General features: G+C 67.5%; 22 protein-coding genes. 14 read left to right on the top strand and 8 right to left on the bottom strand.

Annotated elements, in window-relative coordinates; translation table 11 throughout:
- Positions 1–58: 58 nt before the first annotated feature.
- Positions 59–481, top strand: coding sequence for a winged helix-turn-helix domain-containing protein (locus AC2S9W_RS01660; RefSeq protein ID WP_420877555.1), 423 nt, complete (start codon positions 59–61; stop codon positions 479–481).
- Here AC2S9W_RS01660 and AC2S9W_RS01665 read toward each other — a convergent pair.
- Positions 476–1,450 carry a cytochrome-c peroxidase gene (locus AC2S9W_RS01665; RefSeq protein ID WP_486571554.1) on the bottom strand — a complete coding sequence of 325 codons (975 nt, stop codon included), beginning with the start codon at positions 1,448–1,450 and terminating at the stop codon, positions 476–478. The genes AC2S9W_RS01660 and AC2S9W_RS01665 overlap by 6 nt on opposite strands.
- Positions 1,447–1,992, bottom strand: coding sequence for a hypothetical protein (locus AC2S9W_RS01670; protein WP_244858136.1), 546 nt, complete (start codon positions 1,990–1,992; stop codon positions 1,447–1,449). The genes AC2S9W_RS01665 and AC2S9W_RS01670 overlap by 4 nt, the downstream gene beginning before the upstream one ends.
- A gap of 74 nt (positions 1,993–2,066) precedes the next feature.
- On the opposite strand from AC2S9W_RS01670, the gene AC2S9W_RS01675 reads away from it, so the two are divergent.
- Positions 2,067–4,211, top strand: a complete 2,145-nt coding sequence (locus AC2S9W_RS01675) for a TonB-dependent receptor plug domain-containing protein (RefSeq protein ID WP_486571555.1) — start codon at positions 2,067–2,069, stop codon at positions 4,209–4,211.
- Here AC2S9W_RS01675 and AC2S9W_RS01680 read toward each other — a convergent pair.
- Positions 4,205–5,179: a DUF4424 family protein gene (locus AC2S9W_RS01680; RefSeq protein ID WP_067108153.1), complete on the bottom strand. Its 975-nt coding sequence runs from the start codon at positions 5,177–5,179 to the stop codon at positions 4,205–4,207. The two genes, AC2S9W_RS01675 and AC2S9W_RS01680, sit on opposite strands and share 7 nt — an antisense overlap.
- Before the next feature lie 232 nt (positions 5,180–5,411).
- Here AC2S9W_RS01680 and AC2S9W_RS01685 point away from each other — a divergent pair, with 232 nt between their 5' ends.
- Genes AC2S9W_RS01685 through AC2S9W_RS01695 form a run of 3 tightly spaced genes read left to right on the top strand, consistent with a single transcriptional unit; the run spans position 5,412 to position 7,973 of the window.
- Positions 5,412–6,101, top strand: coding sequence for a hypothetical protein (locus AC2S9W_RS01685; RefSeq protein ID WP_286749094.1), 690 nt, complete (start codon positions 5,412–5,414; stop codon positions 6,099–6,101).
- A 22-nt stretch (positions 6,102–6,123) separates the two neighbouring features.
- The gene (locus tag AC2S9W_RS01690) at positions 6,124–7,089 is read left to right on the top strand and encodes a TPM domain-containing protein (protein WP_067186290.1); all 966 of its coding nucleotides are present in this window, start codon (positions 6,124–6,126) and stop codon (positions 7,087–7,089) included.
- A complete protein-coding gene (locus AC2S9W_RS01695) occupies positions 7,086–7,973 on the top strand; it encodes a hypothetical protein (protein ID WP_486571556.1) in 888 nt (295 codons plus the stop codon). Before AC2S9W_RS01690 ends, AC2S9W_RS01695 begins: the two co-directional genes overlap by 4 nt.
- A gap of 125 nt (positions 7,974–8,098) precedes the next feature.
- Here AC2S9W_RS01695 and AC2S9W_RS01700 read toward each other — a convergent pair whose 3' ends face one another.
- Positions 8,099–9,058, bottom strand: coding sequence for a helix-turn-helix transcriptional regulator (locus tag AC2S9W_RS01700; protein WP_067186294.1), 960 nt, complete (start codon positions 9,056–9,058; stop codon positions 8,099–8,101).
- Between the two features lie 429 nt (positions 9,059–9,487).
- Here AC2S9W_RS01700 and AC2S9W_RS01705 point away from each other — a divergent pair, with 429 nt between their 5' ends.
- From AC2S9W_RS01705 to AC2S9W_RS01730, 6 genes are all read left to right on the top strand, one after another.
- On the top strand, positions 9,488–10,228 hold the full coding sequence (locus AC2S9W_RS01705) for a hypothetical protein (protein ID WP_286748620.1): 741 nt from the start codon (positions 9,488–9,490) through the stop codon (positions 10,226–10,228).
- A gap of 100 nt (positions 10,229–10,328) precedes the next feature.
- Entirely contained in the window at positions 10,329–11,630 is a 1,302-nt protein-coding gene (locus tag AC2S9W_RS01710) for a lysozyme inhibitor LprI family protein (RefSeq protein ID WP_067186297.1), read from the top strand.
- Positions 11,627–12,301: an SHOCT domain-containing protein gene (locus tag AC2S9W_RS01715; RefSeq protein ID WP_067186299.1), complete on the top strand. Its 675-nt coding sequence runs from the start codon at positions 11,627–11,629 to the stop codon at positions 12,299–12,301. The genes AC2S9W_RS01710 and AC2S9W_RS01715 overlap by 4 nt, the downstream gene beginning before the upstream one ends.
- Positions 12,298–12,729 (top strand): hypothetical protein, encoded by a 432-nt coding sequence (locus AC2S9W_RS01720; protein ID WP_067186301.1) that lies wholly within the window; start codon positions 12,298–12,300, stop codon positions 12,727–12,729. Before AC2S9W_RS01715 ends, AC2S9W_RS01720 begins: the two co-directional genes overlap by 4 nt.
- On the top strand, positions 12,726–13,205 hold the full coding sequence (locus tag AC2S9W_RS01725) for a hypothetical protein (protein WP_067186303.1): 480 nt from the start codon (positions 12,726–12,728) through the stop codon (positions 13,203–13,205). The genes AC2S9W_RS01720 and AC2S9W_RS01725 overlap by 4 nt, the downstream gene beginning before the upstream one ends.
- Positions 13,189–13,617: a hypothetical protein gene (locus AC2S9W_RS01730; RefSeq protein WP_148650929.1), complete on the top strand. Its 429-nt coding sequence runs from the start codon at positions 13,189–13,191 to the stop codon at positions 13,615–13,617. Before AC2S9W_RS01725 ends, AC2S9W_RS01730 begins: the two co-directional genes overlap by 17 nt.
- 24 nt (positions 13,618–13,641) lie before the next feature.
- On the opposite strand, the gene AC2S9W_RS01735 is transcribed toward AC2S9W_RS01730, so the two are convergent.
- Positions 13,642–14,691: a serine hydrolase domain-containing protein gene (locus AC2S9W_RS01735; protein ID WP_286748619.1), complete on the bottom strand. Its 1,050-nt coding sequence runs from the start codon at positions 14,689–14,691 to the stop codon at positions 13,642–13,644.
- A gap of 130 nt (positions 14,692–14,821) precedes the next feature.
- Here AC2S9W_RS01735 and AC2S9W_RS01740 point away from each other — a divergent pair, with 130 nt between their 5' ends.
- From AC2S9W_RS01740 to AC2S9W_RS01750, 3 genes are all read left to right on the top strand, one after another.
- A complete protein-coding gene (locus AC2S9W_RS01740) occupies positions 14,822–15,562 on the top strand; it encodes a GntR family transcriptional regulator (protein WP_067108136.1) in 741 nt (246 codons plus the stop codon).
- A complete protein-coding gene (locus AC2S9W_RS01745; protein ID WP_486571557.1) occupies positions 15,559–16,872 on the top strand; it encodes a hypothetical protein in 1,314 nt (437 codons plus the stop codon). The genes AC2S9W_RS01740 and AC2S9W_RS01745 overlap by 4 nt, the downstream gene beginning before the upstream one ends.
- A gap of 98 nt (positions 16,873–16,970) precedes the next feature.
- Positions 16,971–19,205: a TonB-dependent receptor gene (locus AC2S9W_RS01750; protein WP_067186311.1), complete on the top strand. Its 2,235-nt coding sequence runs from the start codon at positions 16,971–16,973 to the stop codon at positions 19,203–19,205.
- A 97-nt stretch (positions 19,206–19,302) separates the two neighbouring features.
- Here the strand turns inward: AC2S9W_RS01750 and AC2S9W_RS01755 are convergent, their stop codons facing one another.
- The 3 genes from AC2S9W_RS01755 to AC2S9W_RS01765 all read right to left on the bottom strand — a co-directional run bounded on the left by AC2S9W_RS01755 (position 19,303) and on the right by AC2S9W_RS01765 (position 25,084).
- On the bottom strand, positions 19,303–20,235 hold the full coding sequence (locus tag AC2S9W_RS01755; RefSeq protein WP_067186313.1) for a sulfotransferase domain-containing protein: 933 nt from the start codon (positions 20,233–20,235) through the stop codon (positions 19,303–19,305).
- Positions 20,219–20,704, bottom strand: a complete 486-nt coding sequence (locus AC2S9W_RS01760) for a GNAT family N-acetyltransferase (RefSeq protein WP_148650930.1) — start codon at positions 20,702–20,704, stop codon at positions 20,219–20,221. Before AC2S9W_RS01760 ends, AC2S9W_RS01755 begins: the two co-directional genes overlap by 17 nt.
- Positions 20,705–20,767: 63 nt before the next feature.
- Positions 20,768–25,084 carry a TonB-dependent receptor gene (locus AC2S9W_RS01765; protein ID WP_486571558.1) on the bottom strand — a complete coding sequence of 1,439 codons (4,317 nt, stop codon included), beginning with the start codon at positions 25,082–25,084 and terminating at the stop codon, positions 20,768–20,770.
- Between the last annotated feature and the right edge of the window lie 32 nt (positions 25,085–25,116).

A 25,116-nucleotide genomic window follows, 5' to 3' on the forward strand; every position in this document is an offset into this window, starting at 1 on the left:
CCGATTTGCGCACGGCGACGCCGGGATCGAAACCCGGCGCATGGCAACGCCGATTGCGATGGGCGCCATTTCGGGCCTATCATGCGGTATGTCCGGAAAACCTCCCTTCAAGATCAAGATCCAGTTCCTGTGCGGCGACGAAATCGCGATGGGCCCCGGCAAGGCCGATCTGCTCGAAGCGATTCAGGACCATGGTTCGATTTCAGCGGCCGGCCGCGCGCTGGGCATGAGCTATCGGCGCACCTGGCTGCTGGTCGACGTCATGAATCGCTGCTGGAACGAGCGGCTGGTCCAGACGGTGGCGGGAGGGAGCCATAACCGGGGTGCCCGGCTGACCGACACTGGACAGCAGGTGCTTGCCGCCTATCGGGCCATACAGGCTTCGGCACGCGCCAGCATCACAGGGCCGTCGTGCGATCGCCTGGCCGGGATGATACGGTCCGAACCGCTTCCCGCGGCACATCAGACCGAAAGTTCATAATCGCTGGCCGCAAGCCGTATCGGGCCGCGCAAGCCGCGGATCGGTGCGGAAGCGTTCGTCGGTGAGGCCATACAGGAAAGCGACGAGCGCCGCGATGTCCCGATCGGCCAGGGAGACCGGATGGCGGCGGATGGCGTCCTCCAGGCTGGTCGCCGTGCCGTCGTGCCACCACGGGCCGGTGATCGCGACGTTGCGCAGCGACGGCGTGCGAAAGCGCCCGCGATCCTCCTCCAGTCCCGTTTGCTCGACCAGCCCCGCGTCGGACGGGGCCGGATCGCCAAGCCGATGATAGGCGGCGTCGGTCAGGTGCGGACCCGCGTGGCACGAACTGCACCCGCTGGTCCGAAACAGGCGTTCGCCTTCGCGCTGCGGCCCGGTCAGCGCAGCGGCGTCGCCGCGGCGGAAGCGGTCGTAAGGCGCATCGGACGAAATCATCGTCCGCTGGAACGCAGCCAGCGCGGCGACGATGTTCGGAAGGGTGATTCGGGAATCGGGGAAGGCTTTGGCGAACGACTGGCGATAGCAGGCATCCGCCTTCAGCCGCCGGGCAAGCTCCGCCTCCCGTCCCTTCATCCCCATCTCGACGGGATTTTCGCCGAGCAGCGGGGTCAGCGCCTGGATTTCGAGGCTGGTCGCGCCGGGATCGGCATAGGTCAGCCGCGGCAGCCAGGCGACATTGGCGAGGCCCGGCGCGTTGCGCTTGCCCGCATGGTCGCCGACGCCGGGCCGCGTCGCGACGCTGTCCGCGAAGCCGTGCCGCTGCTCGTGACAGCTCGAACAGGCCAGCGTCCCGTCGCTCGACAGGTCCGCGTCATAAAAGAGCCGCCGGCCGAGTTCGACCTTGGCGGCGCTCATCGCATTGTCCGCGGGCACCGGTGGCGGATCGAACCCGGTGTCCTGCGGCCATTGCCAGCCGGGCGCGACGGCCGCGACGAGCAGCAGCGTCGCCGCGGCCCACAGCCGTCTCACGGTTGCGGCGTGACCAGCAGGGTCAGGCTGTCCGAACCGTTCGCCGCGACCTGAAGCGTATAGGTGCCGGGGGTCAGGCGATAGTCGACCATCTTGCGGACCCCCGAACAGGCCGGGCCGTGGCCGTGCGCGACCGACCGCATCGCCTTGCCGTCCCGGACCACATCGACCCAGGCCGCCGACCCGAGCGCGACGCGCCAGACGCCTTCGCGGGCGACCGTGAAGCGGAACAGCCCGCCATAGCTGACCGTTCCCCCCGGCTTTTCGGGGCGGACCGGATAGGCGACCTTCGGCGTCGGCAGCAGCGTCGCGCGGACCGCAGCCCCCGGCTTCAGCGCAGCCTTTGCCGCGGTCTTCGCATTCCCCGCCGCCTTCATCGCGTCGGGCGTCCGCCAATCGGCGAGCGAGGCGGGCAGCGCCGCCGGCGGCTTTCCGGCACAGGCCGGATCGGCGCCGGCCGGAGCCTGCGCCAGCGCGGTGCCGGCGGCCAGTGGGAGAGCCAGCGGGAGAACGAGGGAAAATAAAAGCAGAGAAGGGCGCATCACATCTTTCCTCCGTGCGATATCACTATATATGGCCGTATATAGTGATTCGGTGAGAAAAAAAGGGGTAAATCATGCGGACCATACTCTCCCTCCTGCTGTCGGCAGGCTGCCTCGCGACGTCGCAGGCGCAGGCGCAGGACCGGAATGCGCCGGACACCGGCGACGATCGCTTCGCCCTCGGGCAGATCGTCGTCACCGCGCCGCGAAGCGAAGGGATCGGCATCGACGGCGAAAGCCTGTCGCGCGAGGCGATCTACAAGTTCAACCGCACCGCGCTCGACGACGCGATCAATCTGATGCCCGGCGTCGTCGCGGGCAACAGCGGCGGCACGCGCAACGAACGCCTCGTCTTCGTCCGCGGTTTCGACCGGTTCCAGGTGCCGCTCTCGATCGACGGCATCCGCGTGTATCTGCCCGCCGACAACCGGCTCGACTATGGCCGCTTCCTGACCACCGACATCTCGGAGGTGCAGGTGGCGAAGGGCTATGCGTCGGTGCTCGACGGGCCGGGCGCGATGGGCGGCGCGATCAACCTCGTCACGCGGCGCCCGACCAAGGCGCTCGATATCGACGTGCGCGGCATGGTCACGTTCGACAACGACGCCGATTATGCCGGCTATTCGGCGTCGGCACTGATCGGGACGCGGCACGAGCGCTGGTATGCGCAGGCCAGCTATGCGCGCAGCTTCACCGACCATTGGGATCTGCCGGACAGCTTCACGCCGATCGTCCCGACGCTCGAGGACGGCGGCGAGCGCGATTTTTCGCGGACCCGCGACTGGCGCGCCAATGTGAAGCTGGGCTTCACGCCGAACGAAAGCGACGAATATGCGATCAGCTACACGCGGCAGGACGGATCGAAGAACGCGCCGCTGCACGTCAGTGATCTCGTCAACACGCCGCGTTTCTGGACCTGGCCGAAGTGGGAAATCGAATCCATCTATTTCCTGTCGACCACCGCGCTCGGCGACCGCGCGACGCTCAAGACGCGCGCCTATTACAACCGCTTCGATTCGATGCTGCGCTCGTTCAACGACCGGACCCAATCCACGCAGAGCCGCCCCTTCGCGTTCGACAGCCCCTATTTCGACAAGGCCTGGGGCGGGTCGGCGCAGCTCGATTTCCGGATGAGCGACGCCGACACGCTGCGGCTCGCCTTCCATTACCGTCACGACAAGCATGTCGAGGCGCAGACGAGCTTCTCGACGGCGGGCGTGCCGTCGACCGAGCCGCGGCAGACGCAGACCGAAAACACCTTCTCCATCGCGCTCGAAAACGAGCTTGCCCTGACGACGGCGCTTCGCTTCACGGTCGGAGGCAGCTTCGACTGGCGCGACCTCAAGCGTGCCGAGGAGTTCGGTTCACCACTCGGAACCTCGGGCACCCCGGCGGTCCTCTATCAATATCCGCGCCGCGACGCCGACGCCCGGAACCTGCAGGGCCGGTTCGACTGGGACGCGGGCGACGCGTTGACGCTGCACGCCAGCCTGTCGTCGCGTGCGCGCTTCCCGACGATCTTCGAGCGCTTCAGCCAGCGGTTCAACACCGCCATCCCCAACCCCGAACTGAAGGCCGAACGCGCGACCAACGCCGAAATCGGCGGAAGCTGGACGGCCGGCGGCGTGCGGGTCGACGGTGCGATCTTCTACAGCTGGGTCGACGAAGCGATCTTCGGCGTCCTGACGCCGGGCTACCCCTGCACCGCGTCGACCACGCCGCCCGCGACGCCGACTCCCGGCTGCGTGCTCACCAACCTCAACCAGAGCCGGAACGTCGGCAGCGGCGAATATTACGGCGCCGAAGCGTCGCTGTCGGCAACGCTCGCGCCCGGACTCGACCTCGGGGCCAATTACACGGTCATCAAGCGCGACCTGTCCTATGCCGCCAATCCGGGGTTCCGGCCCACCGGGGTGCCGACGCACAAGGGCCTGATCTATGCCGACTGGGCACCGCTGGCGGGCCTGCACGTCCAGCCGAGCGTCGAGATCGCATCGAGCCGTTGGACGCTGTTCACCGCAACGCCCGCATCGCAGCCGGCGCGCTATTACCGCACGGGTTCCTATGTGAACACGGCGCTGCGCATCGACTATGCCGTCACCGAGAAGATCGAGATCGGCGTCGGCGCGCGCAACCTGTTCGACGAGGAATACAGCCTGACCGACGGTTTTCCCGAGCCGGGGCGTTCGCTCTATCTGACGCTGCGCGCCCGCTATTGATCGGGGGCGATGAAGAAGAGGGCGCCGAAGGAGCGGTCTGGCTTGACGTCGGCGGCCGACCATTCGAATGTCGTCGCGGCGGTCTTTCGAGCCGCCGCGGGACAGAAGGCGACCATGTTGGCGGCGGCGCCCTTGTCGACGACCAGGCGATAGTGGGCGGCCCGGCCGTGCCGTCCGGCCGGTGCGGCCCAGCCGTGGGCGATCGTAAAGAGGTCGTAGGCCGGATGGCGGAAATAGGCCCGGCGCAGCGCGTCGTCGATGCAATAGGTCCGCGTCGCCGGGCCGCCGGGGGCTATCTCGGGAAATTCGGCGGAATTGATGTCGCTCCAGTAATCGGCGACCGGGACATAGCGGATCTCGACCCGCGTATCCCCCGGCTCGAAGCGCTGATCCCATTCGAAATCCGCCTGATAGCTCCAGTCCGCGGTGTCGAGCACGAGCAGGCCGTCGGCGTCGAGCATTGCCTGGGTGCGGGCCGGAAGGCGGCGCCACGGCGCTTCTTCGTCCAAATGGTAGAGCAGGGGCACGGCGGCATCGAGCAATTGCCGCGTCACGTCCCTGCCCCGATGCAGCGCACGCCCGCGGCCGGAGAGCGCCAGCGGCGCGCCGTTCACGCGCACCGACAGGTCCAGATAGTTGAGCGGACGCCGGTCGGCGGCAAGCCCGGCGACCTCGCCCTGCCCGTCGAGCCCGATGGCGTCGGGGCTGGCATCGACCGGCATGGCGGGCAGGACGAAGCGGAAATGGACGGTCCGGCGCGTCGATGCATGAAAGACGTAGACGAGCCGGATCGAATCGAGCGCGACATGCATCTCCTGCCGTTCGACACGCATGTCGGCCGGCAGGTCGAAGGCGGGCCCTTCGGCGGCATAGCCGGCACCGCGTCCGCCATCCTCCGCCCCGGCCGGCGCAGCGACCGCCGCCAGCGCGATCGCACCGCCGACCGCTATCCATCGGGCATGGGGCATTCGCTTTCCTCCGCATCGATCGGCGCCACGGGCTCATCGTAGCGCCTTCGCGATCCGCCGTCGCGGACGGGGCGGAACCCGATGCGGACGCACCGGCACGGCCGCTCCCCCCCTGAGGCGGAGGCCGCGAGTGCCGTAAAATCCCATGCCGGTTCCGCATGGTCCATGACAGCCGACGATCCCGCGCCCATGGTCGGCCAACGCGAGGACAGAGTTTAGCGGGGGAATCGAGATGCATGGCAAGCCGCACCGAACGACGACGTGGTACAGCGCGGCGCTGGGAATCACGGCCTGCGCGGGCCTGACCCTCTCCGGCTGCGGCGGCGCGCCCGCCGTCCAGCTGCCCGCCGACCGGACGGAAAGCGCCTCGCTCTGCTATGGCGCCACCATGGCGCTGGCGCAGGAAAAGGTCGGCAAGGGGTCCGTCCCGCTCGACACCGCGAGCCAGGCGCTGCATTTCGCGCTGCTCGCCGGGACGGACGGCGACCTCGACGACCCGGCCAAGGTCGTCGCCAGGATCGAGCGCATCGGCACGCGCGACAAGGGATTGCAGGACAGGTTCGTCGCCGACAAGAATGCCGCAAGCTACACCGGCCCCTGCGCCACGGCGTTCCCGGAAACGCAGGCGAACGCGTTCAAGGGCCTGCCGCCCGATACCCGCGACACGCGCATCCAATGCTATGTGCTGTCGACCGTGGTGCTTCAAATCTTCGCGCAAAGCGACATCGCGCCCGATCCCCGCACCGCGACCTGGGTCAAGCTCAACGGCCAGCTCGAGCAATTGTCGAACAGCGAAGTCTATCCGGCGGAGGATGACGATCATATCGGCGAGATCGCGATGCGCGCGCTGGCCAAGGCGGTGCGGTGGGGGCCGCCGGTTGACGCGATGGCCGCATGCGGCGACCGCTATCTGAAGGATTGAGACGCGCGAACGGGGCGCGGCCATGACCTATACGACCGTCTATGACATTGCGAGCGACAGCGTCGGCTTGCAGTTCCCGCTGATCGGGCTGGCATTCATCATTGCCGGCGCGGTGATGAAATGGGGTTTCGGCAAAGCGGGCTGGACAAGCTATCCGCTTATGGCGATCGGCGTCTTCACAGTCCTCGCGTCGGGCGCGGTGCCGTGGTGGGACCAGCGCCGCGTCACGCAGGCGGTGGCGAATGGAGAGGCCCGGCAGGTCGAAGGGCCGATCCATGATTGGCGCCTGGAACGCGTGAGCAGGAAGCGCAAGAGTTCGGACGCCCATGCTTACAGCCATTACGAATATTTTTCCGTCGGCCCCGTCGCGTTCCGCATCAATTGGGGCGCGTTGGAAGCGGGCTTCGCCAATCGCGGCAGCACCGAGGAGAAACCGGCGGTCCGGCTGACGAACGGGATGGCCGCGCGCATCCGGTATGTGCCGATCGACGGCCCCGACAAGCCGCCGCGCATCGTCCGTATCGACCTGGGCACCAGCAGCCCCGCCGATGCCGTGCGGCAAGGCGAAGGCGGCGTCGCCTTCCGCATCGTGCAGGGGCGCATCGCCGACGAAGCGAACATCCTGTCCGCCGACAGCAAGGCGCGGCTCGATGCCGTATTGACGGCCTTCGACCAGCGAAGCGGACATCCGCTGGTCATCGTCACCACGCCCTCGCTCGGCGGGATCGACATTGCCCGCTTTGCCGCGACGGTCGCCGACCGCCGCGGCATCGCGGACAGCGGCATCCTGTTGCTCGTCGCGCCGAACGAACGGCAGGCGCGGATCATGGTCGGGCGCGAGCTGTCGGACCGCCTGCCCGACGCCGCCGCGCAGCAGATCATGGACGGCGTGATCCTGCCCCGTTTCCGGCGCGGCGACATCCCCGGCGGAATCGAGGCAGGCGCGGTTGCCATCACCGGCCGGGTGACGGGCGGCGAGACGCGATGAGCCGGCTGTCGAGCCCGCCGGTGATCGTCGCCGCGCTGCTGCTGCTACTCGCGGGCGCGGGCGCGCTGGGCTGGCTGTGGCTGCGCGACGGCCGGATGACGCCCACCGCGATCGTCATCCTGTTCCTGCCGGTCGCGCTGCTGATCGGCGGCGTGACCGCGTGGGGGACCGACCGTTCGCAGATCGGCATCACGGCCTGGGCGCTCACCATGTTCGGGGCGCTCGTCCCCGCTGTTTACGTGATGCAAAGCGGCCCCGACAACTGGTTCGCGCAATGGCGGTTCATGGTGGCCTTCGGCGTCGCCTATTTCGCGATCATGGCCGTTTTCATGCTGTGGCTCGCCGCCTGGACGGCGTGGGTGCCGCCCGCGCCCGGCGCCATGCCGCTGCCCGAGCAGCGCCTGAAGCGGCGGATCGAATCGCTGGCGAATGCCGGGCTGAACCTTCACGTCGAGCGCCCGGCGGACCGGCCCGAACAATTGCTGGTGACGCGCGACTTTCGCGGCGGCAAGCGGACGATCGGGGTGCGGCTGACCTTCGTTTCCGCCGGTCATTGCGTGCGGGCGCGCGAGGTGTCGCTGGTCCGCGGCGACAAGCCGATGAACGCCGGCGAGGCGCGGATGAGCAGCAGCCTGCGCCCGCGCGACGGCACGCACCCCGACGCCGACATCATCTACGACGCCAGCCTGACGCTGACCCCGCCGAACGAAGCGATCCGGCGCCAGATTGCCCCGCGCATCGCCGACGATCGCGTCGAGATCGTGGGCGACAGCGAAGCCGCGGCGAACCCCGCCAATTTGGCGCATGTGCTGACCGAGGTGGTCCACCAGTCGGGGTGGGGATGGCAGGGCGTGTTCTTCGACTGGCAGCGGGGCTGCCGTTAGGGCGTCGGGCCGTAAATCCGCCTATCGTTCCGTTCGTGTCGAGCGAAGTCGAGACACCCATCAGCGTGGCGCAAGGCCGACAAGTGTCTCGACTTCGCTCGACACGAACGGGAAATGGATGGCATTCAACCCGCGCCGCGCAGATCCGACGGGGTCATGCCGAAGCGGCGGCGGAAGGTGCGGTTGAAGTAGGACAGGTCGCCGAAACCGCAGGCATAGGCGACCGCCGCGATCGTCCGTGGCGCCTGCCCCGGATGCAGCAGCAGGCGATGGGCGCGGTCGAGCCGTTCGCCCAGCACATGCGCCGAAAAGCTGCTTCCCTCATCCTGGAACAGGCGGCGGACATAGCGCGGGCTGATCCCGGCGCGCGTGGCCACACCTACGATGTCGAGACGCGGATCGCACGAGCGCACCGCGATGTCGGCCTTGATCGCCCGCAGTCGTGCGGCCTTGACGCCGGGCCGTTCCGGCGCGCCATCTTCGGCTGCCGTGGCGGCGACCGCGCCGATGAGGTCGCGGATATGCCCGGCCGTGAGCGCCGCCGCCACGCCCGACGCCGCGTCGGCGCGCAGGCGCAGCATGTCGACATAGGCGTGGAGCAGCCCCAGCAGATCGCTTTGCCGCGGGACGACCCGCATCGCCAGATCGTCCGCCCCCGACAGAAGCGCGCGCAGGTCGTCCTGCGCCACCGCGATGTTGGTGAAACGGCATCGCTTCCGACACTGGATGGTACTGACCTCTCCGCCGCGCACGAAGATCGAGTCGCCGACCGCCAGCACATGCTCGCGCCCGCGCTGGCGCAGTTCCAGCGGCGCATCGGCGGTGATCAGATAGAGCATCTCGACCGGATCGGCGGCAATCAGGCGGTGCGTCCGCGAGACCTGCACCGGCGATGCGGAAACCGAGGCATAGGCGGCTCCCGGCAGCGCGCACAATGTCCCTTCGGCGTGAAACGGCACGTTCCGGGCCGGTTCTATGTCGAGCCGGACCATCGCCTGCCCGAATAGCTCGCGCCACATCGGCAGCCGCTCGCGCTCCGGCACCGAGGCGGTGGACAGTATCTGGGAAAAACCGGCCGCGTCCATGTCCCCCTCCCGTCCGGCGCACCGTATCGCCGAAGTGCCGTCTGGTCCACCTCGCGTTCCTTCTGGTCCGAGACAGGCTTTCGCTGTCCATGGCATCACGGTGGGACAGGGAGACTCCGATGCACGAACATCCATTGCCCGATCCGACGCCCGCCGCCCCCTCGCGGGCGCCCGGACGCTGATGCGGGAACGGGTGCGTCGACAGCGACCCGTCGGCGTATCTGCTGGCCGGACAGGGGGACACTGCCGATCGGCTTCCCTCCACCCCGGTTCGGCCGCTCCCGTCGGGCCTGTCCGTGCCTTGTGCGGCACGGGCAGGCCCCTGATCCGAACAGGCTGGAGACAGATGCCATGACCCGCAAAGGGCGAACAAAGGCCGGATTTCCCAGATCGCCGACGCGGCGGTATCGGCGTATCCTGCTCGCCTCCGTGCTGGCTCTCGCGGCCACGCCCGCCGCGGCGCAGGACGGGCGGCCGCGCTGGTATGGCGTCGATCATGGCGCCCAGCAGGCGCGGCTCGTCTTTGGCGTGCCCGACGGCGGCATGACGTTGCTGAACTTCATCTGCGACAAGGGCGTTCCGGAGGTGTCGGCCTACATCACCCACCCGCCGGTGCGCCTCGCGGCCGGGACGAGCGTGCCGGTCCGCCTGAGCGACGGCAGCGCGACGCTGACCTTTCCCGCCACGGTTCAGCCGCCGGAGGCGGACGGCCTGCTGCGCCTGCGGGGGCAGGTGCCGCTCGACGCATCGTTCGAAGCGATACTGGCGGCGGACGACCGGATGTCGGTCAGCGTCGCCGGATCGTCGGCGCGCTATCCGCTGGACGGCGTCGCGGCGGCGGCGCGGCCGCTGATCGCACTGTGCGGCACCGCCGCGCGGGCGGCACCCGCCGCCGACCTGAAGGTCGCGGTCACGAACAGGAGCCGGCGCCGCCTCGAACAACTCGCGCTGCGCGCACCCGACGGCATCGAAAGCGATTCGGACGCCTTCGGCTATGACGGGCTGGCCCCGGGGCGCACGCGGACCTTCACCATCCCCGGCGGCGCGGGCGTCTGCACCTATGAAATCTCCGTCCTGTTCGAGGAAAAGGAAGAGGATTGCTGCAGCGACCCCATGCCCATCGCCCAGCAGAATCTGTGCGACGACCCGCGAATCATCGTCCATGACTGAGCGCGAGGCATCGTCATTGCGAGGAGCCGAAGGCGACGAAGCAATCTCCAGCTATCGTTCTGCCTCACCGATAGCTGGAGATTGCTTCGCTCCGCTCGCAATGACGTGGGAAAGCGGCCCCAAGCCTTTCCTCCGCCTCGGCGGCCTGTTTCTTTGCGCGCTGGCGCTGGGCGGCGTGGCCCCCTCGACCGCACAGCCGGCGCCGTCCGCCACCGTTCCAGCGAGCTTCGATTGCGGCAAGGCGACGCGCGCGGTCGATCGCTTCATCTGCGCCAACGCCGCGCTGCGCTGGCAGGACCTGGCGCTGTCGCGCAGCTATCGCGCCGTGCTGGCGAAACTGGCCGGCCCGGCGCGCGCGGCGCTGGTGGCGGAGCAGCGCGACTGGGTGGGCGAGCGCGACCGCCGCTGCGCCGCCGACCGCAGCTTCGCCGAGTTGAACGATGCCGCGTCGTGGGTCCACGACCAGGCCTATGACTGCATGACGGTCGTTTATCTCGGCCGCCGCCAGGAACTGGGCGACCGCGCCGCCGCGCCGATCGCGACGCGCGTGATCGGCGAGATCGACCTTGCTCCCCTCGCCCGCGCGCGGCCCGAACTGGCCGAGAACGGGCGCGTGCCGATCGCGGGGATGCGGCTGTCGCCCGACGGCAGCCATGTCGCGATCCTGCTGCCCAGTCAGGAACTCGACGGCCCCGACCAGTTGTGGCTCTATCGCGTGGCCGACCGCAAGCTGGTGCCCGTGACGCCGCCTCCCGACACGCGCGCGAAACATCCCGCCGACGCCGTGGCCCTGCTCACCGGCTTCGCCTGGCGCGGCGGGACGCTGTTCGCCATCGCCTCGCTGTGGGGTGACGGCAGCGACGGCCTCGACGGCCCACAGGCTTATTACGCCGCGACGGTCGCGGGCGGCCGACGCCTGCGCGACAAGCCGGCCGAAGCGGACAATCTGTGGGAATCGGTGACGGGCGGCCTCGTGTACCGCGAGGACGAATTTTCCGACGACCTCGACGCCGTGGACTCGCTGCGCGGCAATGCCGGCTGGCTGGTCTGGACGGCGGATCGCGGTCACGGCACCGTCGACCTCCATATCCGCACGCGCAAGCCGCCTGGCGCGCCTTATCTCGTCGCGTGGGGCGGTTGGGAACTGGCGTCCTTCCTGTTCGACGATGCACGCTCGCGCCTGATCTATCCCGCCGATATCGGGATCGCGCGGTTCGACATGGCGACGCGCACCGAGCGCCGCATCACGGGCACCTGGCGCGGCGACCTGCCCTATGCCGTGTCCGCCGATCAGGGCACGCTGCTGTGGGCAACGCGCAACGCCTGCGGCGACGAACATGAGGCCGACCCGAACGCGCCCGAACGCTTCTGCCTCGCCGCGATGACGGGCGGGGCTATATGAGCGATTCGGCCATATTCACCATCGGTATGTTCCTGCTGGGACCGGCGATCATCGTGATATTTTCGCTGTCGGCGAAGCTCGCGCTCCGGCGCCGCCCCGGTCCGGCGGCGAAGCTGGGGTGCGCCCTGCTGGTGCTGCTGGGCGTGGCGGCTTTTTGCGGGATCATGGTGGCGAGCGCGGGCGGCGCGATCCACCCGCCGCTGGTCGAGCGCGCCGCGCCCTATGCCTGCGACGGAACGGTCGAGCGGCTTTCGCAAAACTATTCCTACAAGCCGGGGCAGCAGGGCGTATCGCACACCATCTATTGCATCGCGCCCGACGGCACCCGGCGCGACATCACGCTACGCGCGATTGGCGCAGCCAGCATCTATTACGGCCTTTATGCCTTTGGCGGCCTGATCCTGCTCGGACTGCTGCTCGCGCTGTTCAGACCCCGCCGGACCGACAGCGAGATTGCCGACGCCAACGCCTTGGCGAGCGCCCTGCGCGACAAGATGGCCGAGCGACTGCGCACCGACGCCGATATCATGCGCCGCCCCGCCGCACCGTCCGACGCGGGCGGGGGCAGCGTCGAGGACCGGTTGCGGCACCTGCAATCGCTGCGCGACGGCGGCCTGATCAGCGAAGAGGAGTATCAAGCCAAGCGCGCCGAGATATTGGGGGGCCTGTGATACGCCGCCGGGTCCTCCTGTGTCTTGCGGTCCTGCTCCCGGCCGCCGTCGCGGGCTGCGCGAGCCGCGAGCGGGAGGCGCGCGAGACCTTCGCCGAACGCTTCACCTGCCCGATCGAACGGGTGACGGCGACGAAAGTCGATGGCGCACGCCGCAGCGAGGTGCACCAGCGTGCCACCCCCATTCCGGATCCGCCCGCCGAAATCCGCGCCGACCCCGCGCGGCTCGCCCAGTGGACCGAAAGCCACCGGGTCTCGCCCGGCTTCGACTGGTATTATGAGGGGTATCGCGCCGCCGGATGCGGGCACAGGGCCGAATATCTCTGCACCTGTCCCATCGAGGCCCCGATCGCGAAACAGGCCGCCTGCACGTGCGAGGCGCCGTCCGTCCCGCTGTTGCCGGATGGAATGCAAGGAGAGCGGGAATGATGCGCGCGCTGATCGGACCGGGGATCGTCGCCGCGATCTTCGGCCTGATCTTCCTGCTCGCCGGGCTGGAGGATTTTCGCAAGACGCATCGCTCGCGCCTGTTCCGGCCGCTCGACATCCTCCCCGCCGCGGCGGGCTGGGGCTTCCTCGCCATGATGTTCGCGGTCGCGGGCGGCGCCGTCTATCCGCCGATCGTGTCGACGGTCGCCGAACCCATCGTCTGCCCGGGCGGCCTCGACACGCTGTCGCGCGAATACAGCTACAAGCCGGGGCAGCAGGGCGTCACGCGCAACCTGCTGTGCGCGGGAGCGGATGGCGAGCCGCGCGACGTCACCATCCCCGCGATCGCCGTGGCGACATTGATCTATACCGCCGCCGGACTGCTGTTTTCGGCGTTGCGGTCGATGCTGCGCCGGCGCCGCCGCATATCCGGTGCCGATCCTGAAAGGCGAGACCATGATGTCGTTGAAAATTAATCCGCTCCCCGGCGTTCTGGCCGGCATCCTGCTCGCCTCGTCCGTTCCGGCGTCGGCGGAGGAGGAGCCTGTTGCATCCGCGGCCGTGCAGCAGGAATTCGACGCCTTTATCGCCCGATTCCGCGCCGCGCTCGCGGCCGACGATGCGACCGCGGTCGCGGGAATGACGCAGTTCCCGTTCATGCCCTATCTCGATGAGGGCGGCAGCAGCGACGCCGCCGCGTTTCGCGCCGAAAGCTATCCGCGCTTCCTGGCCGCGAAGGCGCGCCGATGCCTTGCGCGCCGGAACGCCATTCACGATCGCGAGCCCGATGGCGGCGAGACCTTCGTGATCTTCTGCGGCGATCTGGGATATTATTTCCACATGACGCAGGACGGATTCCGGTTCACCGAGGTCGGACCGAACGATTGAGGCGAGCGCGCGCCCTCGTCCGGTTCAATCGACCGCCGCGCTTCGGGGCGCGAGCAGGGCCGCAAGGAACCGCCGGTCGGACCAGTCGCTCTTGCGGCCGGCGAGCAGCGCGGCGACGTCGAGGCGGGCCTGGCGGACGATGGTCAATCCCAGCGAGGGGATGACGTACAGCCGCTGGTCGCCGGCACCCGCGGCAACGACGAGGTCGGCGGGAAGCCCGGCGGCGGGATCGGTGATGTCGGTCGAGCGGGTGACCGGGTCGTCGGACGGCGTCGCGCGCGGGAGCCACCAGGTGAGGCCATAGGCCGGATTGGCCTCGCTCCCCTCGAACAGCTCGGCAAAAGCCGCCGCGTCGACGAGCGGCTTGCCGTCGACCTTGCCGCCCATGCGGACGAACTCGCCGATTTTCGCCCACTCGGCGGCGGCAAGGACGAGGCCCTGCGGCATCAGCGGATGTCCGTCGGGCCCGTTTCTCCACTCGCCGACCGTCACGCCGAGCGGCGCCAGCAGCCGCCGCTCGACATAGCGCCGCGGATCGGCGTCGCGCCCCGCGGCCGCCAGCTTGCGCCGCATCACCTCGCCAAAGATCTGCAACGGCGTCGGGCCATATTGGAAGCGGGTGCCGGGCGCCGCGGTCAGCGCGACCCGCAGCGAATCGGCATAGCCCTGCGGGCGGCCGATCGCCGACGGCTGGCCGCTGGTCATGGCGAGCAGCTGGCGCAGCGTGATCGCCGCCTTGCCGGGATCGTCCCGCCATTCGGCGATCGTGTCGGACGCCCGTTCGTCGAGCGCGAGCAGCCCGTCTTGCACCGCCGCCGCCGCCATCAGGCCGACGAGGCTCTTGGTGCCGGACCAGAGTTCGTGGGGCCGGGCGGTGTCCTGCGACGCGCAGACGACCTCGCCATGCCGCAGGACGAGGACGGCGAGCCCCTTGTGCCCATCCGAATAGGCGATCGCCGCGGCGCAGCCGGGCCGCGCGTCTTCGGCCGCAGGCACGGGAGCGGCGGGCGCGCTTCCGGCCGCCACGGGAGTCGCCGTCGCGGCGACGGTCAGAAGAAGAAGACGCCCGATCATGGCCTGCCCTTTCCACATGCGCTGGGTTGTGTTCGCGTTTATTATCGATAATAAGTGCGACTGCAATCGAAGATTGTCCTGTCGGGCGCGCAAGCTAGGATGGGGCGTTCAACAGAAACGATCAGGGATCATGGCCGTCACGACGAGCGACGAGGACAATGCACCGACGCAGGACCGCGTCATCGCGCGGCTGCTGATCGACGACATCGTCGCGTGGCGCATTCCGCCGGGCTCATGGCTCCGCGAGCGCGAGATCGCGGCCCGCTTCGGGGTCAGCCATGCCCCCGTCCGCGAGGCGTTCCGCCATGTCGCGAGCATCGGCCTGATCAAGGTCGTGCCCTGGCGCGGCGCGTTCGCGATCGACGTCGACGATCATGGCGCGGACGAGATTTACGAGTTGTGGAAGGCGCTGTTCGGCGTCGTCTGCCGTCTCGCCTGCACGGCGATGAGCGACCGCGACGGGCGCGAGCTCATGCACCGGCTCGTCGAATATAAGGACGTGACCGAGCGGACGACGAACTCGGCCGAGCATCTGCGGGTGTCGAACCGGATCGGCCGTTTCATCGCCAAGCGCTCCAACGCGCCGCTGGCGCTCGAACTGCTCGACCGACTGGCGCTGCTCGCCCGGTGGCAGCACAATGTCTACACCGACGAGTTCGTCGCGGCGCATGGCGAGGGAGAGGTCGGCCGGCGCTCGGCGGTGCTCTACGAACAGCTCTGCCGCCATATCGTCGCCCGCGAGCCCGACGATGCCGACCGGGTGGCGCGCGACCTGATCGCGACGTCGCAGCAGAATTTCGCCGAGGCGCTCGCGGAATACAAGGCGCGGCGCGGCAAGCCGAAAACGGGCCGCCGCCGGGCGCGATCGTGAAGCGCGACGGGACCGACCGCCGCACGCTGCTGAAGGCGGGGTTCGCGGCGCCGATCGCATGGCAGGCGCCGCCCGCCATGGCGGCTTCGCCCGATGGCGCGCTGTTCGACCCCGACACCTTGTTCGCGGACGTTCGGATCTATGCCGAAGCGGGCAACAAGCAGTCGGGCGGCGCGGGCGATCGCTGGACCGCGGACTGGACCGCGAACCGGCTTGGCGCGGCGGGCTTCGCGGTCGAGCGGCAGGCGTTCGAGGTGCCGTGGTTCGAGGCATCGCTCTGCACGCTGACGATCGGCGACCTTGCGATTACGTCGACCGCGCAGCCGCTCGCGGTCCCCACGCCGCCGGACGGCCTGTCCGCGCCGTTGCGGCTGGCTGAGACGGCGGGGCGCCTCGACGGCGCGATCGCGCTCGTCCGGCTGCCGCACCGTCGCTGGTCCAGCCTCCTCGAACCGGCGGCCCGGGCGCCGATCGCCGACGCGATCGCGCGCGGAGCCGCCGCCGTCATCCTCGTCACGACCGGCCCGACGGGCGAGGCGCTGCTGCTCAATGCACCCGCCGACAAGCCGCTCGCGGACAGGCCGATCGTCCTGCTGGCGCCGAAGCGCGCGGCACCCGCGATCGAGGCCGCGCGGCACGGGGGCCAGGCGACGCTGCGGTTGACCGGGCACGGCGGCCGCCGGATCGCCGAGAATATCGTCGGACGGCGCCGGGTATCGGCGGGGCGCTGGATCATCGTGTCGACGCCGCGATCGGGCTGGACCGACTGCGCCGGCGAGCGCGGGCCGGGAATCGCGATCTGGCTCGCACTCGCCCGGTGGGCGCCGCGCGCCTTCCCGCGGCACAATCTGCTCTTCGTCTGCAACAGCGGCCATGAATATGAGAATCTGGGGGCCGCGCACCTGGTCGAGGCGATCGCGCCGCCACCGGGCGAGAGCGATTTCTGGCTGCATCTGGGCGCCAACGCCGCGACGCGCGACTGGCAGGAAATCCCGGGCCGCCTGCTGCCGCTGCCGAGTGCGGACAGCCATCGCTTCCTGATGACGTCGCCCGATCTGGTCGAACCCGCGCGGCGGATCTTCAAGGGGCAGCCGGGGATCGAAATGGCCTATCCCTCCGGCGAGGGCGCGGCGGGGGAACTGGCCGAGGTCGTCCGGGCGGGCTACCCCCGCCACGCCGGAATCTTCGGCGCCCACCGCCACCACCATGCCGCGACCGACGATTTGTCGACCGTCGCGGCCGAACCGCTTGCCGCTACGGCGCGCGGCTTTCGCGATCTTCTGACCGCAGCCATTCCCGCCGACCGCTGACCGCCGCCGCCGGCATCGCGATGTTTCCGGCTTGACTCGCGCTTGCCGATTGCACAAAATTATCGATAATAATTGCACAACGCCTTTGGGAGGGATTCATGAAACGCAAGACGCATCTTCTTTTCTGCGCGACCGCGGCCTGGACCGCGATGGCCGGCCCATCCTTCGCGCAGGACGTCGCGCCCCCGGCCGACGCGGCGTCCGAGGCGGGCGACGACGGCGCCATCGTCGTCACCGCGCGGCGCCGCGAAGAACGATTGTCGGACGTTCCGACCGCGGCTTCGGTGATCGACGCCGCCGCGCTGACCGATCGCGGCGGCGCGCAGACGAGCGGCGAACTGCTCGCCGATCAGCCGAGCATCCGCTTCAACAACCTCAGTTCGTCGGTGACCTCGGAAATATCGATCCGCGCCTCCTCGACCGCGCGCGCGACCAACGGCGACCCCAGCGTCGGCCTCTATCGCAACGGGTCCTATATTGGCGGCGGCGCCGTCGGCGGGCGCAATTTCAGCCGCCTCGACATGCTCGACATCGGCCGGGTCGAGGTGCTGCGCGGCACGCAGGGGGCGCTCTATGGCCGCAACGCCGTCGGCGGCGCGATCAACATCATCTCGGCCGAGCCCGGATTCGACCTCTCCGGCTGGGCGAGTGCCCGCTACGGCTTCGAGACCAACAGCTTCCAGATGCAGGGCGCGGTCAACGTCCCGCTCGGCGAGGGCGCAGCGGTGCGCATCAGCGGCGACCTGGTCCAGCAGGACAAGGGCTTCTTCTACAACCCCGACAATGATGTCTATTTCGACCGGCAGAAGGGGCACGGCCTGCGCGGCCAGCTTCGCCTCGCGCGCGGCCCCGTCGACATCGTCCTGCTCGCCGAAACGCAGCGGCTGACGACCCCCGCGATCCATTATCAGATCTTCATTCCGGCCGGCACGCCGGGCTTTCCCGGCGGCTATATCCAGGATCGCTTCCGCTATCCCTGGAGCACCGCGCCGCGCGCCAGCCAGGACGTCGACGGGCTGCAGGCGATCGTGCGCGTCGACCTTGGCGGCGCCCGGCTCAACGCGACGACCTTCTTCCGCAAGCGGCACAGCGAATATGATCTCGACAACGACGGCGTCAGCGCCGCGGAACTGGCGCGCGCCCGCGCTGCCGGGCAGGTCGGGCCGGCGACGCCGATCGATCCGGGCAGCGCCTCCTATGTCGTCGACACGACCGACATGCTGTCGCAGGATCTGCACGTCACCGGCGGCAGCGATCGCCTGACCTGGCTGTTCGGTGTCGAGGCGATGCTGCTCGACAGCGACTTCTCGGTGACGACGACCCGCACGCCGACGCTCGCCAATCCGTCGCCCGGCAACGTCGCACCCGCGCGGCTCCATTTCGAAAGCTATGCCGCCTATGGCTCGCTCGGCCTCGATCTCACCGACAGGCTCAACCTGACCGGCGAGCTGCGCTATACCCGCGACAGCCGCAGCATCAGTGCCCGGCTCTACGATCTGGGAACCGGGCTTCCGACCGGCGGACCGACCCGCGTCATCGACGACAGCATCGAAGCCGACAACCTCTCCTACAATGCGACGCTGTCCTACAAGCTCGCGCCCCGCATCCTCGCCTATGCCAAGGTCGGGAGCAGCTATCGCGCCGGCGGGTTCAACACCCGCCTGTCCGACCCGCGCGCGCCGAGCCCGGTCGAAGTGCTGTTCGGCAACGAGAACAGCACGAGCTATGAGGTCGGGATCAAGGGCCAGCCCGCCCGCCGCGGCTATTTCGCGATCGCGGGCTATTACACCGATCTTCGCGACCTGATCGCGCAGGTCGACGACGGCTGCGCCCTGACCAATCCGACCTGCCCGGTGGCCGCGGTCAGCTATCTGACCAATGCCGGCAATGCGAAGAGCTGGGGCATCGAGGCCGAATACAGCCAGGGATTCGACATCGGCGCGGGAAGCGGGCGCCTCGCGCTCAGCGGGTCGCGTCAGGGCGGCGAGGTCAAGAGCGGACGCTACGCGGGTCTCGACCTGGCGCAGGTGCCCGACTGGCTGGCGTCGGCGAACCTCAATCTGCGCTACCCGGTCGCGCGCGACGTGACCCTCACCGGCAACATCCTGGTGAGCGCGCAGTGGGGCGGCAAACAGGAACTGACGCCGACCTCGGTCGACCTCGACGACTATCGGCTCGTCAACCTGCGCTTCGGCGTCGAATTCGGCGGGTTCGGCATCGCCGCCTTCGCCAACAACGTCTTCGACAAGGTCTATTATGTCGCGCAGGCGCCGACGATCAACCGCTACAGCCAGCCGCGCGTCGTCGGTCTCGAAGCCCGGTACAGCTTCTGAAAAGCGGGCCGATGCCGGCCTGCACGGGCAGGCGCGGCATCGGCCCAAGGTTTCCCCAGTGGTGGGGCGGAGAAGACCGGGACGCGATCGGTGGCGGCTATTCGAGCAACGGGAGCAATTCGTCGGTCAGATAGCCGAAGCGGCGCATCTGCTGATGATGGGCGGTCACGACCGCGCGAACCTGACGCGGGGTCAGCCTGTCCCGCCACTGATCCGCCCGCCCCTCGCGAAAGAAGCGTTCGGCGCTGTCGGGCTTTTCGCTGAACCCCGCCTCATCCTCCTGCTGCTTCAGCGCGGCGAAGGACGACCGCTCCATGGCGGTGGCGAGTTGTTCGGGCGAGGGCGAAAGCAGCAGGTGGCGGGCGAGCGCCCCGAACGCCGCAGCCGGATCGGCCAGCATGTCCTCGTAGCGCATGACATGGATCGCACGATGCGGCGCGCGCGTCCAGCTTTCGACATGCTGGCTCCACGACCCGTAGATCTCATAGACACTCTTGTCCGAAACGCCGGTTTCCTTGTTGCGCAGCGCCATCTCCCCGATCGCATAGTCGATGTCGCTGCCCAGGTGATGCGCATAGGATATGGCGACGTCGAGCGGGTTGCGCACGATATAGATAGCGCCCGACGTCACCGCGAAGTTGATCGCGGGCACGCCGCGGTCGGACACCAGCGCATGATGGGTCTTGACCATCGCCAGCCCCTCGGTGCGTTCGGCGATCTCGGCCTGAACCGCCGGGCGGATGCGCGCGATCTCGGCGCGGTCGGCTTCGGTGACCGGCTTGCCCAGATGGCGCTCGTAGGGTTTGGCCGCGATGTCCCACAGCGTATATTCGGTCATCCGGTTGATGCTCTGCGGCGCGCCCGCGTCGTCGTCCTGCATGATCTTCAGCAGGTTGTTGAGGAACGCCCGCGTCCAGGTGTTGCCCGACTTGGGGTAGGAGGCGATCCACAGGATGCCGCTGGGCGCCGCCGCCGTCCCGGGCGCCTCCTCGCGGTCGCGGCGCTCGCCCCGCTCAATCGAGGCGGGCATGACGGAACCAGCCGACGCGGACCTGTTCGCCGCGCGGCGTATAGCCGATCAGCGTCAGGTCGATGCCATAGATCGGCCAGATCGGCTCGCGCTGCTTCTCGCGCAACTCCCCCGATTGCAGGATCGCGACCATGCCCAGCAGATTTTCCTGCACATGGTCGGCCGCCCAGGCTTCGAGCACCGTGCGGGTGTGCCCGATGATCCGCGCCGCGACATCCTTGCGCCGCGCGGCGGGCGACACGGCGCACCGCAGATGGGCGAACCGCCCCTTGAGCGGCGGAAAATCACCCAGCCGCGCCGTCGAGACCCCCGCCAGCCGCCCACCGAGATAGGCGACGACGCACAGTTCGGCGGCGCGTTCCTCCGCGACATCGTCGGGCATGCCGATCTCGCGCCAGAAGCTCTTGGCGTCGGCGACGCAACGGGGATCGTCGCGCCGCCATGCCCGGACTATTTCCAACGGTTCCATATCGGCCACCTTATGTCCCGGTCGACGTGCACGACAAGGGAAAGGATTGGCGGCACAGCACGATCAGAAACCGATGCCGAACTTCACATAGGCGCCCCGGATCGTCCGGTCGAAGGATTGCGCCTTGTCGATCCCGCCGTCGATGGCGTCGAAGAAGCGTTCCCAGCGATAGCCCGCGGCGACCTTCACCCCGCCGACGCGATAGGACAGGCCCATGCTGGCGCCGAGGTTCGGCACGGTGACCCGGCGCGACCGGCTGCGGTCGATCGTTTCGTCGTAGAGCAAATCCTCCAGTTGCGGCGGATATACGATGTTCGGTTCAAAGTGATAATAGGTGGCGTCGCGTTCCTCGCGGCTGGCCATGGCCTGCTTCCCGAACAGCAGGCCGCCGTTGATCCGCCAGTCGAGGGCGAGACTGCCGTCCTGTTCGTTGCCCACCAGCCGCTTCGACGCTTCCCATGACAGCGAGGGGCCAAAGCCTTCGAATTTGCGCGTCGAGGCGAGCGAGGCATTGTACAGTTCGTGATGGGTCGTCGGATATTTGATTTCCGAATAAGCGGCGCGATAGCGGTCGGGGATGCCGACCATGTCGATGTCGGTGGCGGATCGGAACTGGGCGTAGGTCATACCCAGGCCAATAACCGACGTGCCGCCCTCTCCCATCAGGCCCAGGCCGACATCCTTGCCCACCATGAAATCGACGATGCTGTGATCTTCATATTGCCCGACCTCGATGGTGCCGAAATTCTCGCCGCCGCTGAAATAGCGCGGAGGGTCAGTGGGCAGGATGCCTTCAACATAACCTCCCTTCGCCTGTTCGGAACTGATGCCTTTATGTTGCGCGTCGAACCTCCTGCCGCGATACGCTCCCCAGACGCGCCAGCCGTCGGGCATGTTGAAGGTGATCCTGGCATCGCGGACATGGCTGATACCCAGGCCCGCCCGCTGCGTCGCCGTCGCGGTATCGGCAAAGGGCAAGCTGTCGAGATAGTCGTCGAAAAAATCCTGCTTATACAGTGCGTTTTTGGCCGTCATGCTGTTCGCACCCATGCCGAATTCAAGTTCGACCGGATAGGGCTCGCCCGGCTTCCGGCGGCGCCAGCCGCTTCCCCAAGGCAGCGAGCCTTCGCCGAAGCTCTTGGATACTCGCAAGCCGTAAAGGCGCGGCTCGGTCAGGAAGACGTTGGTGGTCAGGCCCGAATCGTCACTGTTCAGGAACGATCCGGTCAGCGCCGTCTTGTTGAACACATTCTTGACGTAAGCCATGATCCGCCAGCTATCGGCGATGTCGAGGATCGCCGCGACATTGACCGTCGAATAGCCGCGCAGACGGTCATAGGGATTGCTGTTGAACACCCGCGCCCAGCTTTTCGACTGATAGTGATAGTCGCCATGCAGCGTCAGGGCCCAGTCGGTGGCGAGCGGGATCGTGTAATCCACCGTCACCGTCGCCGTATAATGGGGTGCGTTAGGCAGTTCGTTGCCACTTAGATCCTTGGAAAACCCCTTGCCGCCGTTGGGCGCGGACGCGGGATCGAAACCAATATAGCCGACATATGCCGGATCGACCGGCACCGGGCCATTGCTGCCCTTCTTCACGGTCGGATTGGCGACATAGGGAAGACCCGTCATCGGGTCGACTCCGCCATAATAAGCGTCGATGCACATGCCGTTAAAGCTGCCCCCCTGACCTTGCGGCAGGTTGATCTTGCCTCCTGCGGCAACGACATAGGTCGGCAGGATGCAGTTGGACGGAATGGTCGGGAACGGACGAACGACCACCCAGTCGGGATTGCCGGCGGTCCGATCCATCAGGTCGACGGCGCTCGATCCATTGGCGAGTCGGGTGTTTTGATACCCGCCTTTGAAACCCAATCGCAGACGGTCGGTCGGCCGCAAGTCCGCCTCGATCTCCAGACCCCATATTTTCGAATCGAAATTGGAATTCACGGCCGCCCGGTTGACGATCTCCGACGTCTGGTAATCCTTATAATCGTAATAGAATGCTCCCAGATTCAGTGTCAGCGCCCCGTTGAACAACGTATTCTTGGTGCCTATTTCAAAGGCGTTGACATATTCTGCCTTGAAGGTTTCGGGCGCGCCCTGAAGTTCCGCGATGATCGACGGGTCGAACTGGCCGTATGTGGCAAGAGCTATCGGCGGCGGATTGGCGCCGCCTGCCTTGTAGCCGCGCGCGAAGGACGCATAGAGCAAGGTGTGATCTGTGAAGCCCGTTTCCGGCTGCCAGTCGATCGCGATACGCCCCGTCGGTTCGCTCCATTTCTGGGAAACGACCTTCGCCGTCGGATATTCGCCAGTCGCGAAACCTGCGAGCAGCCAGCTTGGAATCTGAGGCGCATCCTTTTTATCGACCGTAAAGCGCAGGCCGCCGGTCAATTTCAGATTGTCCGTAATATTGTAATAGGCCTCACCGAATGCGGCATAGGAATGCAACGTGTAAGGATTGCGGCTGAGGAAATAATTTCGGCCTTCACCATTCAGGCTGCCGATCGGATTGGGATCGATATAGATACAGTTGGTGATAGTATATTGCCCCCCCGGATCGGGCGGGGCCCCGGTGGGACTTTGACACTCGCTGTTGTCCGAGACGCCCGGGATATAGACGTTGCCCTCGGCATATTGGTCCCATTGCAGGGCAGCGAACATGCTGAGGCTGTTGACGAAGACATAATAGCGATCTTCGGTCTTGTAGCGCAGATAGTTGGCGCCGAGGCTGAAATTGAACGGTCCGTCGAAATCCGACGACAGGCGAAGCTCCTGGCTGAACTGCTTGGACTCAGCGGTCGACAGATCGCCCAGCAGCAGCCGATCCGAGCAGCCGAGTTGCGGATCGCAGAACACGCCGTTCGCATCGAGCACGCCGGGACGCTTTGGCCTGACAATTCTTGCCGTGGGATCAAATGCCCCGGATTTGGTGGTGAAACGGTTATAATCCTGCGTCGAGAACAGCGAATCGGTGCTGTAGGCAGTTTCCGAACTCAGGGTCAGCGTATCGCTGAGGTCCACATTGAGTTGCAGCTCGAAGATATCGGTTTTCGCCCGATATTCGGGCTCGATCGACGATTCGATGACACGCAGATCCCGCGACTGGAATGCACTGGCATAGGGATCGACGTCCTTGAATACCGGATTTCCGAGATTGCCGGTGGGTCCATAAAATGGCAGCGCGAAACCGTTCGGCGTCTGGAACGCCTCGTCCGAATAGAGCGACACCGGCAGGCAGCCCTGGCTGAGATAGGTGCGGGCCCCGAAATAACCGCCCAAATCCTGGTTGACTGAAACGCCGCCAACTTCGCTCAGCCCCGGATCCTTCTTGCACAATTGCTTGCCGCTGCGCAGCCGGTCGTCATGTTCCTGAAAATGCTCATAGACGAAATCGGCGCGCAGCCACGACGTCGGCTCGAGGCGCAGCGAGGCACGCAGCGACCACAGGTCACGCCCGTCAATCTGCTTCCCCGTCATCTGGTTCGTCGTGTAGCCGTCGCGCTTGGTCAGCGCGCCCGCGAGGCGGAAGGCGACCTTGTCGTCGACCAGCGGGACGTTGATCATCCCCTCGACCCGGCGGTTCTTGTAATTGCCGACATCGACCGACGCGAAGGCGTCGGGGTGATATTCCGGCTTGGCGGAGATCAGGTTGACGACACCCGCCGTGGCGTTGCGGCCATAGAGCGTGCCCTGCGGGCCGCGCAAAATCTCGATCCGCTCGACGTCATAGAATTCCTGCTCGAAGAAGCGGTTGCGGACGAACGGCGTGTTGTTGAACGCGATCGCCACCGCCGGATCGGTCGTCGCCGACACCGCCTGCGTGCCGATGCCGCGAATCTGGATCGTGTAGCCGGTGAAATTGGTCTTGCTGAAGGTGATGTTCGGCGCCTGGCTGATCAGGTCGGGGCCGCCCGCGACCTGCCGCGTCGTCAGATCCTCCTGGCTGAGCGCCGTCATCGCGATCGGCACCTCCTGGATCGATTCCTGGCGCTTTTGCGCCGTGACCACGATGATGTCGTCGCGATAGGTGCCGGCGTCGGTCTCCGACGTTTCGGCGGGCGCCGCCTTCGGGACGACCGAATAGGTCTGCGGCCCCGTGCGCTGCGCGACCAGCCCGGTCCCGTCCAGCAGGACGGCCAGCGCGCGGTCGGCGGTCATGTCGCCCCGCACCGCGTTGGTCTTCTTGTTCTGCGTATAGCGCCGGGCGGCGACGATCTGGATATCCGCCTGCCGGCCCAGCTCCGCGATCCCCGTTGCCGCCGCCTGCGCCGGAACGTCGAAAGTCTTGCTCTGCGCCTGCGCCGGGCTCGCCGTCGCGACGCAGACGATCGCGGTCGAAGCCATCAGCGCGGCGCGGCCGATTCCAATCCCCATCATGTCCCTCCCTTGTCGGGCGCTTCCCTGCG

It is taken from the genome of Sphingopyxis sp. 550B (assembly GCF_057401805.1).